At 47.9% G+C, this 15,644-nt stretch carries 14 protein-coding genes; 8 read left to right on the top strand and 6 right to left on the bottom strand.

Features of this window, described 5'->3' with window-relative positions:
* Positions 1–47: 47 nt before the first annotated feature.
* The 4 genes from DXA74_RS10035 (at position 48) to DXA74_RS10020 (ending at position 3,781) form a co-directional block, all read left to right on the top strand.
* Positions 48–656 carry a thiamine phosphate synthase gene (locus DXA74_RS10035; RefSeq protein ID WP_118527195.1) on the top strand — a complete coding sequence of 203 codons (609 nt, stop codon included), beginning with the start codon at positions 48–50 and terminating at the stop codon, positions 654–656.
* A 39-nt stretch (positions 657–695) separates the two neighbouring features.
* Entirely contained in the window at positions 696–1,634 is a 939-nt protein-coding gene (locus DXA74_RS10030; protein ID WP_118527193.1) for a ribose-phosphate pyrophosphokinase, read from the top strand.
* 79 nt (positions 1,635–1,713) lie between these two features.
* Positions 1,714–2,811, top strand: a complete 1,098-nt coding sequence (locus DXA74_RS10025; protein WP_118527191.1) for a TlpA disulfide reductase family protein — start codon at positions 1,714–1,716, stop codon at positions 2,809–2,811.
* A gap of 52 nt (positions 2,812–2,863) precedes the next feature.
* A complete protein-coding gene (locus tag DXA74_RS10020; RefSeq protein ID WP_118527189.1) occupies positions 2,864–3,781 on the top strand; it encodes a DMT family transporter in 918 nt (305 codons plus the stop codon).
* 601 nt (positions 3,782–4,382) lie between these two features.
* On the opposite strand, the gene glgP is transcribed toward DXA74_RS10020, so the two are convergent.
* Positions 4,383–6,947 carry an alpha-glucan family phosphorylase gene (gene glgP / locus DXA74_RS10015; RefSeq protein WP_118527187.1) on the bottom strand — a complete coding sequence of 855 codons (2,565 nt, stop codon included), beginning with the start codon at positions 6,945–6,947 and terminating at the stop codon, positions 4,383–4,385.
* 33 nt (positions 6,948–6,980) lie between these two features.
* A complete protein-coding gene (locus tag DXA74_RS10010; protein WP_118527185.1) occupies positions 6,981–8,630 on the bottom strand; it encodes a glycogen/starch synthase in 1,650 nt (549 codons plus the stop codon).
* 231 nt (positions 8,631–8,861) lie between these two features.
* On the opposite strand from DXA74_RS10010, the gene DXA74_RS10005 reads away from it, so the two are divergent.
* Positions 8,862–9,272, top strand: a complete 411-nt coding sequence (locus tag DXA74_RS10005; RefSeq protein WP_147401077.1) for a hypothetical protein — start codon at positions 8,862–8,864, stop codon at positions 9,270–9,272.
* 70 nt (positions 9,273–9,342) lie between these two features.
* Here the strand turns inward: DXA74_RS10005 and DXA74_RS10000 are convergent, their stop codons facing one another.
* Positions 9,343–10,299, bottom strand: coding sequence for a calcium/sodium antiporter (locus tag DXA74_RS10000; protein ID WP_199666149.1), 957 nt, complete (start codon positions 10,297–10,299; stop codon positions 9,343–9,345).
* A gap of 25 nt (positions 10,300–10,324) precedes the next feature.
* Positions 10,325–10,999 (bottom strand): zinc metallopeptidase, encoded by a 675-nt coding sequence (locus DXA74_RS09995; protein WP_118527179.1) that lies wholly within the window; start codon positions 10,997–10,999, stop codon positions 10,325–10,327.
* A gap of 171 nt (positions 11,000–11,170) precedes the next feature.
* Here DXA74_RS09995 and DXA74_RS09990 point away from each other — a divergent pair, with 171 nt between their 5' ends.
* Together DXA74_RS09990 and DXA74_RS09985 are read left to right on the top strand one after the other, a co-directional pair.
* Positions 11,171–11,767 carry a lipocalin family protein gene (locus DXA74_RS09990; RefSeq protein WP_118527177.1) on the top strand — a complete coding sequence of 199 codons (597 nt, stop codon included), beginning with the start codon at positions 11,171–11,173 and terminating at the stop codon, positions 11,765–11,767.
* A gap of 7 nt (positions 11,768–11,774) precedes the next feature.
* The gene (locus DXA74_RS09985) at positions 11,775–11,978 is read left to right on the top strand and encodes a hypothetical protein (protein WP_147401076.1); all 204 of its coding nucleotides are present in this window, start codon (positions 11,775–11,777) and stop codon (positions 11,976–11,978) included.
* Between the two features lie 73 nt (positions 11,979–12,051).
* On the opposite strand, the gene DXA74_RS09980 is transcribed toward DXA74_RS09985, so the two are convergent.
* Complete coding sequence (locus tag DXA74_RS09980; RefSeq protein ID WP_118527173.1) at positions 12,052–12,432, bottom strand: RidA family protein; 381 nt, start codon at positions 12,430–12,432, stop codon at positions 12,052–12,054.
* A 9-nt stretch (positions 12,433–12,441) separates the two neighbouring features.
* On the bottom strand, positions 12,442–13,635 hold the full coding sequence (gene ilvA / locus DXA74_RS09975; protein WP_118527171.1) for a threonine ammonia-lyase: 1,194 nt from the start codon (positions 13,633–13,635) through the stop codon (positions 12,442–12,444).
* A gap of 251 nt (positions 13,636–13,886) precedes the next feature.
* Here ilvA and DXA74_RS09970 point away from each other — a divergent pair, with 251 nt between their 5' ends.
* Complete coding sequence (locus DXA74_RS09970) at positions 13,887–15,275, top strand: lipopolysaccharide assembly protein LapB (protein ID WP_118527169.1); 1,389 nt, start codon at positions 13,887–13,889, stop codon at positions 15,273–15,275.
* The last annotated feature ends 369 nt before the right edge of the window (positions 15,276–15,644 follow it).

The raw sequence follows: 15,644 nt of genomic DNA, 5'->3' as shown, positions 1-15,644 counted from the left end.
AATAGTTTTTTCTTACCTTTGCAACAAAAATAAGTGTTAAAGTTCTTATGAAATTGATTTTATTGACCAACGAGGAGTTCTTTGTTGAAGAAGACCAGATCATCAGTCTGCTTTTTGAGGAGGGTCTGGATGTTCTTCATTTGAGAAAGCCGGGCTCCGATCCGGTCTATTCGGAAAGACTTTTGACACTGTTGCCCGACGAATATCACAAGCAAATCGTCGTTCATGATCATTTTTATCTGAAGAAGGAATTCAACCTGATGGGGATCCATCTGAACAGCCGCAATCCGGAACCTCCCGCAGGCTATAAGGGGCATGTAAGCAAATCGCTCCACAGTCTGGAAGAGGTGACTGCCGAAAAGAAAAAGTTCGACTATGTATTCCTGAGCCCTATTTTCGACAGCATTTCCAAGTCCGGATATCCGTCTGCTTTTGACCGCACCCTGTTGGAATCCGCCCATAAATCCGGAGTGATCGACCACCGCGTGATGGCGCTCGGGGGCGTTTCGCTGCAAAACATACCGATAATCAAGGACTGCGGCTTCGGCGGCGTGGTTATCAAAGGCGATCTGTGGAACCGGTTCGACATTCATTCGAACAAAGATTTCAAAAGCCTGCTGGACCACTTCAAGATGCTGAGAAAGGCCGTAGGCTGAAAAAACGAATATTGTAACCCACAAATATTTTTTAAAACGATGAGCGAGAAAAGACCATTTAAAGTATTCTCAGGAACCAATTCAAAATATTTGGCTGAGAAAATCTGTGCAAGTTTGGGCTGTGAACTGGGTAAACTGCAAATTACTCACTTTGCTGACGGTGAATTTGCCGTTTCTTATGAGGAATCTATCCGCGGACGCGATGTATTCCTGATCCAGTCAACCTTCCCGAACTCAGATAACCTGATGGAGTTGTTGCTGATGATCGACGCTGCCAAGCGTGCGTCTGCCAAAAGCATCATTGCCGTTATCCCTTACTTCGGCTGGGCCCGTCAGGACCGCAAGGACAAGCCACGTGTTTCCATCGCAGCCAAGCTGGTAGCTGACATGTTGAGTGTAGCCGGTATCGACCGCTTGATTACTATGGACCTGCATGCCGATCAGGAGCAGGGATTCTTCAATGTTCCGGTTGACCACCTTTATGCTTCAAGCGTGATGTTGCCTTACATTCAGTCACTGAACCTGGAGAATCTGGTTATCGCCACTCCGGACGTTGGTGGTTCTAAGCGCGCCAGCACTTATGCCAAATACCTGAACTGCCCGATGGTTCTGTGTGACAAGAAGCGCGAAAAGGCAAACGTAGTTGCCAGCATGCAGATTATCGGTAATGTAAAGGATGCCAACGTTATCCTCGTTGACGACATGGTAGATACAGCCGGTACAATCACCAAGGCTGCCGACCTGATGAAGGAAAACGGAGCCAAGTCAGTAAGAGCTATCGCTTCTCACGGTGTGATGTCAGGACCTGCTTCAGAGCGTGTTCAGGACAGCTCTCTGATCGAGATGGTATTCACAGACAGTATTCCTTACTCAAAGCGTTGCGACAAGGTAAAGCAGCTGTCTATTGCTGACCTGATTGCGGAAACCATCCGTCGCGTAGAAACCAATGAGTCTATCAGTTCACAATACTTAGTGTAATAGACATTAATTACAAACAAACCGAAAACTGCTTTTAGGATTTATCTTAGAGGCAGTTTTTTTAATTTCATTACCAATTATGACTAAATCAATTTTAAAAGGCCTGCTGGCATCCTTGCTGATTCCAGTATGCTCGTGCCAGAACAATGAGTTTACCTTTACCGGAAAAGCAGAAGGCATTCAGGACGGCGACACGGTGTTCGTGGCCCGTCTTAACAATGCACAATGGGAAATGCGCGACACGCTCGTGGTCAACAACGGAACCTTTACCCTGACCGGAAAGGCTGACTCCTGCGAAATTCTCAACTACTGGATTGACAACGAAAACGGCTCTTATCAGGGTTTCTTCTTTAGCGAACCGGGAAAAATCACCCTGAACGCTGGTCCGGAAAAAAGCGTGGTGGGCGGAACTCCACTGAACGACCTCTATCAGCAGATCAGCGACTCGCTGTACGGATTCAGCGACCGCATTGCCGCACTTTATGAAACAGGCGACCCGTCTTCTGCGGCAACCGCACAGAAAGGCGAAGCGCTGAACCAGGAAATCAGAAACTATCTCAAGACACAGATCACCGAGAATGCCGACAATCCGGTGGGTCTGTTCCTGACCATTACCAATGCCACTGTTTTCTCTCCCGAAGAGATGGAGCAGCTGATTGCCTCACTGCCGGAAAAGACCCGCAACAACGCTGCCGTAAAAAACATATCTGCTGCCATTGAACAGCTGAAAAAGAATGCCGTAGGCCAACCGTACACGGACTTCGAAATGAATACTCCCGAGGGAAAAGCCATCAAGATCAGTGATTTCGTGAGCAAGAACAAAATCACCGTGCTCGACTTCTGGGCCAGCTGGTGCGGTCCCTGTATGGCCGAAGCACCGGAAATGGTGCGTATCTATGAGAAATTCCACACTCAGGGAGTGGAGTTTGTCGGCGTATCGCTCGACACCGACGAGAAAGCCTGGAAGAAAGCCATTGCCGACAAGGGGCTGAGCTGGCCACAGGGTTCGGAACTGAAAGAGTGGCAGCAGAACAACGGAGCGCGCCTGTATAATGTAGAGGGAATCCCTTACACCGTTGTCCTGTCACAAGAAGGTACCATTCTGGCCAAGGGACTTCGTGCAGCCCAGCTGGAGGAGTTCATCGGTGCTACCCTGTCCAAGGAAAAGGCTCAGTAATCGCCAGACACTCCCCCTTTGTATCACTAATTCATAAAAACAGCATTTTGTCATGAACAGTATAAAAGGTTTGATTTATGGAATTGTGACTTCGGTGACCTTCGGTCTGATTCCTCTCTTTACCCTGCCCCTGATGAAGGAAGGCATGTCGCTCGACTCGATTCTGTTCTACCGGTTTCTCTTTGCCACCATTGCCCTGGGCATCATGATGAAGGTACACAAGGAACCGTTTGCCATCAAGATGAACGACCTGCCGCTATTGGTGCTGCTTTCGACCTACTACATGGTCTCTGCACAGTTCCTTTTCTGGGGATACGACTATATGGGTGCCGGAGTGGCCACAACACTGCATTTCACCTATCCGGTGTTTGTCACCCTGCTGATGCTCATTCTGTTCCGCGAAAAGGCTTCCTGGGTCACCTGGCTGGCCATCATCTTGGCGGTTTACGGAGTGGCACGCCTGTCCATCGGCGGCGAAGACCATAAGTTCAGTTTCTTCGGTGTCGGCATCGTGTTATTGTCCGCATTGGGCTATGCCGCCTATATCACAACGGTGAACAAGTCGCACCTGCGCACCATGCCCAACCGCAAGCTGGCTTTCTATGTGTTTGTCTTCACCACCCTGCTTTTTGCCGGAAAGGTGTCTGTAACGCAAACGCTGCAGCCTATTCCCGACGTCATGTCCGGTGTGAATCTGGTATTGCTGGCCGTGCTGCCTACCGTGATATCAAACATCACCCTGCTGCTGGCCGTGCATCATATCGGTGGCACCATGACTTCGGTATTGGGAGCTCTGGAACCGGTTACGGCCGTATGTATCGGTGCCTTTGTCTTCGGCGAGGCCTTCACCTGGCAGCAGGGACTGGGCATTGCCATGATTCTGGTAGCCGTGACACTGATCATCCTCGGCAAACCGATACAGAACACGCTGTCGTCTGTCGTGAAGTTGATCCGTCCGCGCCATTCGTGAAACAACAGTGCGCCCTGCAAACACGGATACTACTGCTTGCAGGACTGAAATATCCAAAACTCCCGGAACTCAAAATGTTGGGTTCCGGGAGTTTTTGCTTTCAGATGATTCCCGAAATCACTGTTTCGCAAACCGTCTGTTTTTCTGAATAAAGATTTCTGGAGCATATCCTGAATGCCAGCACGCCTAAATCTGGAAAACGATGCAGCATCATTTTGTCGCTTTTACCGTTTTCAGGGCTTCGAACAGAGAAGCAGAACTTCAGAAAAAATATTTTTCATCGTCATGAAACCGGATTTTCATCAGGATGCTTTCCGAAAATCGTGCGCATCATCGTTCCAAGAGGCCTCAAAAACTGGTATTTCTCTTCCGGAAACGCACAGAAAAGTCCGAAAACAAAACCGCTGAATCTTAAACAAACGACACACAATCAGCAGGATAAGGGCGTTTCAAGCCCCTCAGAATCCTGAAATCCGGTCAGCCGATGCATATACCCGCAAAAACAGGAATCTGGGGAATATCAAAAAGCAAAGTGTCAAATTGTCCATACAAAAAAAACCGATCCTTACGGACCGGTTTTTTTCATATCGTGAATTGTAGATTAAGCGAACCATTTCACATAGCAGAAGTCTTCTCTGTGTGGCAGAGCCTCGTTCTTAGGATACATACGGCAAGCAGCCTTGAAGCTTCCGGAATTGTTCAAAGTATAAGTTCCGGCGAAAGTATACAGGTTGCCTTCCTTCTTCACTACTTCGAGTGGAGTTACTGAATAGATGTGATCCTTGCAATCCTTGTCGGTCATCAGGGTCACAATTTCGATACCGATAGCATCGTCCAGTCCCTGCTCGTCGATCGTGATCTTCACCTCATAGTCCTTACCGGTTTCAAGAGCACCTGAGCTCAACTGCTCGCTCTTCTCGAAAGAAACTACATTGATGTTGTCCCAGCAAGCAGCAACCTGCTCTTTCCAGGCAGCGATTTCCTTAGCCTTGGCATTGTCGTTGGCAGCCAGAGCCTTGAAGCGGGCAGCCTGTGGATCGTAGAACTTGGTATAGTAATCATCCAACTGACGCTTCATAGTATAGTGAGGAGCAATCTGAGCGATAGAGTTCTTGATGGTTCTTACCCAACCCTCTGAATAGCCCTTCTTGTTGCGTGCATAGTACAACGGCAGGATTTCGTTCTCCAGCAAGCTGTAGATGGTAGCAGCGTCGAGCTGATCCTGATGAGCCTGGTTCTCGTAAGTACGCTTCTCGGTCAAAGCCCATCCGGCGCCTTCGCGATAGCCTTCCAGCCACCATCCGTCAAGTACTGACAGGTTGAGCACACCGTTCATCAAAGCCTTCTCACCAGATGTACCAGATGCTTCCAACGGACGGGTCGGAGTGTTCATCCAGATATCTACACCGCTCACCAGACGACGAGCCAGCTGCATGTCGTAGTTCTCCAGGAAGATGATCTTACCCAAGAACTCAGGACGCTGAGAAATCTCATAAATCTTCTTGATCAGGCCCTGGCCGGCACCGTCAGCAGGATGTGCCTTACCGGTGTAAAGGAACTGTACCGGATAGTTCGGGTTGTTTACGATCTTAGACAAACGATCCAGGTCGGTGAACAACAGGTGAGCACGCTTGTAAGTAGCGAAACGACGACCGAAACCGATCAACAGAGCGTTCGGGTTGATCTTGTCCATCAGAGAAACCACACGTGAAGGATCACCCTGGTTTTTCAACCAGCTGCCACGGAACTGCTCACGGATGTAATCGATCAGCTTGTTCTTCAATTTCAGACGAGTGTTCCATACCAACTCATCAGGTACATTATAGATAGCTTCCCAGATGCTCTGATTGCTCTGGTCGCTCATGAAGCTCTTGTCAAAGTGCTTGATGTAGAATTCTTTCCACTCAGTAGCAGCCCAAGTCGGGAAGTGCACACCGTTGGTTACATAACCCACATGGCTCTCTTCCGGGAAGTAACCCTTCCAGATGTTAGAGAACATCTCGCGAGATACCTTTCCGTGCAACCAGCTCACACCGTTAACCTCCTGACAGGTGTTACAAGCGAAGGTTGACATACAGAAGCGCTCAGAATGATCTTCCGGATTCTGACGGCCCATGCCGATGAACTCATCCCAAGTGATACCCAGCATTGCCGGATAACCACCCATATATTTTCCGAACAGACCTTCGTCGAAATAGTCGTGACCGGCAGGAACCGGAGTGTGTACGGTATACAGAGAAGAAGCACGAACCAGCTCCAGAGCCTGATTGAAGGTAAGACCAGACTGAACGTAGTCCAACAGACGCTGAACGTTGCACAGAGCAGCGTGTCCTTCGTTGCAGTGATAGATATCCTTCTTGATACCCAGTTTCTTCAGAGTGAGCACACCACCGATACCCAACAGGATTTCCTGCTTCAAGCGGTTCTCCCAGTCGCCACCATACAGGGCGTGCGTGATGCTACGGTCGAACTCTGAGTTCATTTCGTTGTCGGTGTCGAGCAGGTACAATTTGATACGACCTACATTGACACGCCAAACGTATGCATGTACAAAGTAATTCAAATAAGGTACGTCAACGACCATCGGATTGCCGTCGGCATCCAGCTGACGCTCGATAGGAAGGCTTCCGAAGTTCTGAGCCTCATAGTTGGCAATCTGCTGTCCGTCCATAGACAGAGTCTGAGTGAAGTAACCGTAACGATACAGGAAACCTACGGCACACATGTCAACATTGCTGTCTGAAGCCTCTTTCAGATAGTCACCGGCCAATACTCCCAGACCACCGGAATAAATCTTCAAAACGTGATTCAAACCATACTCCATACAGAAATAAGCTACAGAAGCTCTCTTATGGTTCGGTTCTACATCCATATATGCGCGGAACATCTTGTACACGGCATCCATACGGGCCAGAATCATTTCGTCCTGAGCCAGTTCTTCCAGACGCTCGTAGCTGAGACGCTCCAGAAGCAATACCGGGTTCTGTCCTACTTCTTCAAACAAATCTTCGTCGAGAGAACGGAAAAGTTCACGTGCCTCATGGTTCCATGCCCACCAGATGTTGCGGGACAATTCAGCCAATTTGCTCAATTCATTAGGAATACGTGATTTCACGTTCACTTCTTTCCAGCTGATTCCATTTGAATTACTTGCTTTAATTTTCATAATTGCTAAAATTAGATTCAGTTTAAAATATTTTTATTTTTTATTTCTCATTGCAGCATGCGCAAGCGCAAAGTCGTATGCCTGATAATAATATTCGATGAAATTCTTCCACAATGCCTTGGATGCAATGCGCTCGGCCTTCTTTCTGATCTTGCGGACTTCTGCATCAGGCAAGGTGGCAAAGGTCACAATCTGCTGGCAGATGCTTTCGGCCACTTCCTGGAAATTATAGTCCGTACGCTTGATGACTGCCACTCCATCCTCCAGAGAGCCTTCATGGCCCAGCACCTCGTTCACCCACATTCCGAAACCGGAAAGATTGGTGGTCACACAAGGGATATGGAAAGCGACACTTTCCAGCGGAGTATAGCCCCAAGGCTCATAGTAAGAAGGATAAACACAAAGATCGTTACCAATGAGCAGATCGTAATAGCTCATGTTGAAAATGCCGTCGGCTCCATCCAGATAGCAAGGAACGAAAACGACCTGCACCCGACTGTCGGGACGGTTTGTCAACTGATAGTATCGCAATGTGTTCAGCACCGCATCATCGGGCTCGTTGTGCAGATGGTGGGTAATGACCGGATTTGCCAGAGCACCTTCAGCAGCTTCTCCCTGCAAACGGGCAGACAGGTCCTCACGCGGACCGGCACACCATGCAGGTACCTCCACAAGCGCCAGAATCGGACGAGACAGATCTTCCCGTTCGTTCAGCAGCTTCAGTGTGCTGAGGAATACATCAATACCCTTGTTCTTGAACTCATAACGGCCACTGGTGGTTACAATCAGAGTGTCCTCTGAGAATTTGTTTCCGGTAAGCTGCTCGGCAACCTGGAAGATCTTGGCACGGGCCTTGCGGCGTGCAGCAGTAAACTGCGCTCCCTTCGGAACAAAATCGCTTTCGAAGCCGTTCATCAGAATGACATCCGCCGGACGCTCCAACAGCACCTCGCACTCACGGGCCGTAACCTGACTCACCGTGGTGAAGCAGTCTACGAAATGAGCCGTCTGGCGCTCAATGGAATGCTTGGACTGCATATTCAGTTCGGCAGCCATCTGGTTTCCATTATAGGCTGTGAGATAATCATAAAGCGGCTTGTTGTTTCCGGCAATCGAACGGCCGATACTTGTAGCATGAGTAGTAAAGATTGTGGCAATCTGGGGCACATGCTTACGAATATACAAAGCACCTAATCCGGTCATCCATTCGTGAGCCTGATAAATCACGTCATATTTATCACGCAGCATGTAGTTATAAATGCTTTCTACAACCAGACCGGCAGCATAAGAAAACATGGAAGCCTCATCATAATCTCCGTAGGCATGAAGGGAATCCACCTGATAGTCCTCCCACATACGTGCGTAGATTTCATTCTTTATTTCATAATACGGAGAGAAATCAACCAACACGGCAATAGGTTTTCCGGGGATATTCCATCTTCCTACACGAACAGACAAGCCTTGTTTTTCGGCCTCACTCTTCCACCCCGACAACAATTTCTTGTCTTCGCGGAACAGAGGATTCTTTGTAGCCTTCCAAACATCCGGGCCGATAAACACAAGCTGATCCTTCTTATTGTCTTGTAAGGTCTTGGCACGAGTGGAAAGAACGGTGTAGATTCCACCTACTTTATTGCACACTTCCCAACTCGATTCGAAAATAAACAGTGTGTCTTTACTCATTAATTAACAATTAGAATTCGGTGCAAATATACATAAAAAGCATGAAAACAAAATTCTTTTACTCATTTTTTTTCTAAAATCCCTTATAGTTTCCTTTAAAAATCAAAAAAACAATTCATTTGCAAAGATGCTACAGATTTCGAAATTTCAAGAATATGACAAGAAATTGGAACAGATTTCTAATTAATATATTATCTTTGCAACTGTAAACTAAATTATCATTGCGGTATTATGAAAAGGAATTTAATGTTTTTGGTTCTGTGCGTTTGCAGTCTCCTTGTATTCGGACAGCAAACCTTCAAGGCCGACCTGTCGTGCAAGGAAGAAAACCTGCATCTGGTCATCGACCTTTATGCAGAAAGCATCAATGTGCCCGGCATGGAGATGTTCGGCCCGATGCACGGTTATCTCAACGGTAACGTGTATGGCATCTGGAGTATCACTTCAGCAAAAGTCATCAACGAGAACAATGCCCTGATCCGACTTTCAAATGATCAGGGATCGGAAACCCAGGAAGTCAAGCTGACCAAGACCGACGACCAATACATCTTCGAGCAGGTGGACGGCGTCAGTATTAAAAAGGTAGTTGGCAAGAAACTGGTCAAGATTCCCAAGAAACTTATTTTCAAACTTACCGAATAGTTTCCTAAAAAAAAGAGACGGAACCTCTTCACAGATTTTATCTGGACAGAGATTCCGTCTCTTTTTTTATTTAAAAGGCAAAGATGCTGTTTGCCAGATAGAGCAGATAAACCAGAATCAGTGAGAAACCTTCCCAACGTGAAATCTTCCGGTTGGTAAAGGCAAATCCCCACAGCAGCAGAATGCTTCCGACAAGCAGCAGCAAATCCACCGGAGTGATGCTGGCAGCCGAAATCGGAGAAACCAGAGCACAGACACCCACCACAAAGAAGATGTTGAAGATATTGCTGCCGATTACATTTCCGATGGCAATCGCCGAATTTCCCTTACGGGCAGCCACAATAGAGGTGGCCAACTCCGGAAGAGATGTTCCGCCGGCCACAATGGTCAAACCGATAATATGTTCGCTGACACCCCAGGAGCGGGCCAGATCGGACGCAGCCTCCACAAAGAAGTTTCCGCCGAAAATCAGACCGGCCAATCCCAATACGATATAGGCTGCAATGCGCCACATGCCATAGGCTGGAGCCGAAGCCGTTTCGCTCTCGGAGTTTGTGTCTGTAGAACGGGCTATGGAAAACGTATAATACATGAAGATAGCAAAGAACAGCAGCAGAATCAAGCCGTCGCCCATGGTAATCACCTGTTTCTCCGCACCGGCAAAGACCGTATCCTGGCACAGAACCAGCAGTGCCATGGAAGCCAGCAGGGCAAAGGGAATATCCTTGGAAAGCGAACTGCGGCTCACCCATATCGGGTAAGTAAGTGCCGACGCACCCACGATAAGCAGGGTATTGAAAATATTGCTTCCCACAATATTACCCATGGAAATGGCCTCGTAATGATGCAACACTGCCGTAAAGCTGGTTACAAACTCCGGCAGCGAGGTTCCGAAAGCCACTACGGTAAGTCCGATAACCAGATCGGACACCTGAAAACGGCGAGCCAGCGCTGTAGCTCCGTCTGTCAATTTGTCAGCACCCCACAACACCAGCACGATGCCCACAATCAGTAGCAAATAACTCATAACTATATCTGTTTCGTTTCCGTAATTACTCTCTGCGACCCATATAGATCATAATATAATAGACCAGAGAAGCCAAGGAGCCCAAAGCGGCTACGACATAAGTGTATGCTGCCGAACGAAGGGCAGACACAGCGGCTCCGTGATTGCTTCTGTTCGTCACTCCGGCACGGCTCAACCAGTTTACGGCACGACGGCTGGCATCAATCTCAACCGGCAAGGTGACAAAGCTGAACAAAGTGGTCATGGCAAACAGGGCAATACCGAAAAGCATGATACCCGGAAATACATTCAGCGTGAACATACCGATAAGCAGCACCCACTGCATCCAGGAAGAAGCAAAGGATACAATCGGAACCAGACCGCTACGCATGCGCAGAGGAGCATACGCATGGGCATGCTGCACGGCGTGTCCGCACTCATGGGCGGCTACGGCAGCCGCAGCCACACTGCAGGAGTGATAAACATCCTCGCTCAGGTTTACGGTTTTCTTTGTCGGATCGTAATGGTCGGTCAGGAATCCCGGAGTACAGGTCACCTGCACATCATAGATACCGTTGTCGCGCAACATCTTGACAGCCACATCACGACCTGTCAGTCCTCCGTCGACCGGAATTTCCGAATAACGTTCAAACTTACTCTTTAGGTTTGCCTGAATCAGATAACTAATTATCGCAAAACCAATAAAAATAATCCATCCCATATAAAAATCAAATTAAAATGTTTCTGTAAATATCGCATCAAAATTCATGCCACAACCTATTTCTGGCGTTTTTTTTTCGCAATCAGACAAAAAAAAATGCTTTCAACACTTTCTTTTTAGAAAATCCGTATATTTGCATATTCTATATCCTATTATATATACCATTAGATAATGAAAACGAAATATATTTTTATTTCCTCTCTTTTACTTGCAGCCGGAATCGGTTTCGGCTCTTGCGACAAGAAAACAGAAAGAGCCACAGAAACACAGGACTCCACCCTTCAAAAAGGAATCGTGGTGCCTGATACGGCCTTGTATGGCAGTCTGGGCGAAGGTACCGGCATGAGTTGCGTGGAAATCATCACCAACAACGGAGACACACTGACCCTGAACAAAATCAATGAGAACACCGGAGAAGCCGGCGTTCTGCTGGGAAGCACGGAGCGTTATGGCGATCCGCTGACCATCACGACCGACGCCAACCGCGAAAGTATCCGCACACTGGTCAACCTGAAGACACTGACCCAATCCTGGCAGACCAGCCCCGACAGCATCAGCCTGAAACTGAACCGCGACGGCAAAGTCTCTGCCCGTTGGGAAGGCAAGACCTATAACTACTGGAGCATGTGCAATGCCCATCTGCTCTTAGGCAACAAGAACAAAGAAAATGGGATTACGGCATGCGACACCTTCGAAATCCGCGAACTGAGCCGCGACTCTCTGATTCTGGCTTCGCACACCGACATTCTGAAATTTTATAAAAAGTAAAAGCAATATGGCAGCTAATCCTACAATGGTACAATGCATTCACTGCAAACACGGCAAGTTCATGCAATGGATGAAAAATCCCATCATCTGCCAGTGTTCCTTGACAAACGAGCGCTTTGTCGCAGAGGCCAAAAGACTGTGTTCCACCTATGAACGCACGATGGCCGAACCGCAAATCACGCACTACAAGAACTATAATGATGAGATATAAAAGAAATCGGGAGAACACCGTTCGTGGTTGTTCTCCCGATTTCTTTTCTTTTTTATCCCACAAGGGACAAGGCTTACTTCACGGCAATGCACTCAACCTCTACCAGTACACCCTTTGGCAAAGTCTTGACAGCCACAGCCGAACGAGCCGGGAACGGTGCGCTGAAGAAAGTGGCATATACCTCGTTCATCGCTGCAAAGTCGTTCATATCGGCCATGAATACGGTAGTCTTCACTACGTGGCTCAAATCCAGTCCGGCAGCCTTCATCACTTCTGAAGCGTTTGTCAGCGCCTGACGGGTCTGCTCCTGGATGCCGCCTTCAACAACCTCTCCGGTTGCCGGATTGATAGGAATCTGACCAGATGCAAAAACAAAACCGTTAACCTCAATAGCCTGGCTGTATGGACCGATAGCAGCCGGTGCCTTGTCTGTGTGTAATACTTTCTTTTCCATAATGATTTGTTATACTAAATTAAAACCTTCCTTCAATAATGCCTGACGAATGCTCTCAATATGCTCTTCATTACGTGTCTCCACGGTCATGCGCAATTCACAGGAGTTCACCTGCTGACTGTCATCATTACGCTCATGCTGCACGCGAATCACATTGCCACCGAGCTGGGCCACCACCTTGCTGACCTCCACCATCTGTCCGGGCTTGTCCTCCAGCTCCACGCTGAAAGTGAACACGCGGCCGCTCTTGGCCATACCGCGGCTGATCACACGACTCAGAATGGTGACATCAATATTTCCTCCGCTGACGATGCACACCGTCTTCTTGCCCTTGATCGGTACCTTATTGAACATGGCAGCAGCCACACTCACGGCACCGGCTCCCTCGGCAATCAGTTTCTGCTGTTCCAGCAGTGCCAAAATAGCAGCACAGATTTCATCTTCGGTCACCGTAACGATTTCATCCACATACTTGCAGCAGGTATCGTAGGTAATGTGTCCGGGTTCTTTCACGGCAATACCGTCGGCAATCGTCGACACGGCACTCAGTGTCGTGCGGCACTGCTGTTCCAGACTGTGCAGCATGCTCGGAGCACCCTGAGCCTGAACACCATATACCTTGATTCTCGGGTTCAACGACTTGATGGCAAAGGCAATTCCACTGATCAGTCCGCCACCGCCAATCGGTACAATCACCGCATCCAGATCGGGCAGCTGGTCCAGCAGTTCCAGACCGATGGTACCCTGACCGGCAATGACATGCTCATCGTCGAACGGATGGATGAATGTATAGCCATGCTCGTCGCGTAATCGGATTGCCTCCTGAAAAGCATCATCATAAACACCGGGCACCAGACGGATCTCCGCTCCATAATGGCGGGTTGCCTCAACCTTACTCATCGGAGCACCCTCGGGCAGACAGATCAGAGACTTGATGCCATGAGCCGAAGCACCCAAAGCCACGCCCTGGGCATGATTTCCTGCCGAACAGGCAATGACACCCCGCATTTTCTCTTCATCACTCAACTGCGAGATTTTATAACATGCTCCTCTCAATTTGAAAGAACCGGTGGTCTGAAGATTTTCCGGTTTCAGATAAATGTCACTCTCCACGTTAATGTTTGGAGCGTGAATCAGGTCCGTGCGTCGGATGATATGACTCAGCACGTATCTTGCTTTGTAAAAATTATCAAGATTCAACATATTGATTAATATTAATGTCGTACAAAATTGCAAAAAAAACAGAAGTCCGCCAAGAATTAACAAAAAAATATTCTGGCGGCAAAGTTCCATGACAAATAACAAAACCATTACAAATATCATAATTTTCTATTTTTCTTTCTTATTATGATATAACGAAGTCAGTTTTTTTGTATCTTTGTCCGTGTTTTCAGAGCTTGTATATTTAAAAGCAAAAATAGTAGTTTAGAATTATCATTTAAAATATAATCAGCATGAGATTACAGAAATTTGCCATCACGTTTGCCTTGGCAGCTGCTGCAACACCGGCTTTAGCCCAATACGAAGGTACTTCAGTGTATGATCGTATCGGACACGGAGAGGACAGCATTGAAGTATTGAACAACCTCGTTTTATACCGCGACTACTACAAAGCCAAGGACTGGGCATCGGCGTACGAACCTTGGAAACAAGTTTTAACCAAAGCCCCATTTGCTCAGGTAGGTGTCTATGCCTACGGTGCTGCCATCTTGGGAAATCTGATCATCAACACAACAGACGTAGCCCAGAAGAAGGTCTATTTCAATGAACTGATGGATTTGTACGACACCCGTTTGAAGAACCTCGACGGTCTGAACTCATTCACCAGTGAAAACGCTCAGGCCACCAAGGGTGATGTAGTAGCCCGCAAGGCTTTCGACTATGCTTACTACGGACAGGGTGTGGCTGACGATTTCAGCGTTGACAAGGCATACAGCATGTTCCGTGAAGGAATCGACATGATCAAGGCTGAGGGTGCCAAGGAAATTCCGGGCTTCGTATTGGATAAGTTCTTCGACATTTCTTATCAGAAATATGTTGCCGACAATCAGGGCTTCCGCGCACAGTTCCTGCAGGACTACCTGGAGTCAAAAGAAGTTTGCGAGAAGATGCTCGAACTGGCCAACCAGGCTCAGGACCAGCAGGCCGCACAGAAGATCGTAGCTCAGTACGACCCGACACTGAACCGTATTGAAACCATCTTTGCCCAGTCAAAGGCTGCCGACAGAGATCAGATTATCGCCATCTTCACTCCTAAGGTTGAAGAGAACAAGAGCAATCTGGCTTATCTGAAATCAGCACTGGTTCTGTTGGCTTCTAACGACTGTGATGATACCGACGTTTACTACAAGGCTGCCGAGTATGCCTACAACATCGAGCCAAGTTACGAGTCTGCCATCGGTATGGCTCAGAAGCTGAACAAGGCTGGCAAGAGCGCCGAGTCTGTACAGTACTACGACAAGGCTCTGGAGTTGTGCCAGACAGAAACCACCAAGGCAAACATCGCCTTGAAGATTGCCAGCGCTCTCTCAAAAGCTAATGACGTAAACGGCGCATTCAGCTATCTGGACAAGGCTGTCAGCTATAACAGCGCTGTTACCGGAAAGACTTATCTGCTGCGCGCTCAGATTCTGGCCAAGCAGAAGAAGTTCACCGAGGCTGCCAACTACTGCACCAAGGCTGCTGAAGCCGACATCAGTATCTCCGGTACTGCAAACCGTCTGAAAGCAAGCATCATCGACGTACAGCGCAAGAACGCCGAGTACGAGAAAGCAAATGCCGCTTATCAGGCAGAGAAGGCAAAACGCCAGAAAGAGGAAGACTTCTGGAAAGCCGGACAGTAATCGCAAGATTTTCCACATTCTATATAATAAGGAGGAAGCCATTAAGTTTCCTCCTTATTTTTTTCTCCTGCCCGCAACAGGGTTCCCGCTCCCCCAGCCCCTTTTTCCAGAATCATCCCGATGACAGTCCATTAACATCCTGACGATAATCGATTATCGACCCGATCATAAAAACAAGCCATCGTGACAAAATGTAAGCTCCGGAAATCTCAAAAGCTGAAATTTTCCATACCCATGCATTCCTGCGAAAGGCCCTGACGAAAGCCTCATCGGCAAAACACATCTTTTCAGACACAAAAAATCACACATTTCCGTAAAAAAGTAAGAGATTACGGCTTTATTTATTCAAAGATAGAGAAAAGGCTAAAA

The sequence above is a fragment of the Bacteroides sp. OF04-15BH genome (assembly GCF_003477995.1).
Classification (GTDB): Bacteria; Bacteroidota; Bacteroidia; order Bacteroidales; family Bacteroidaceae; genus Paraprevotella.
This window is presented reverse-complemented; position numbering and strand designations above follow the sequence as displayed.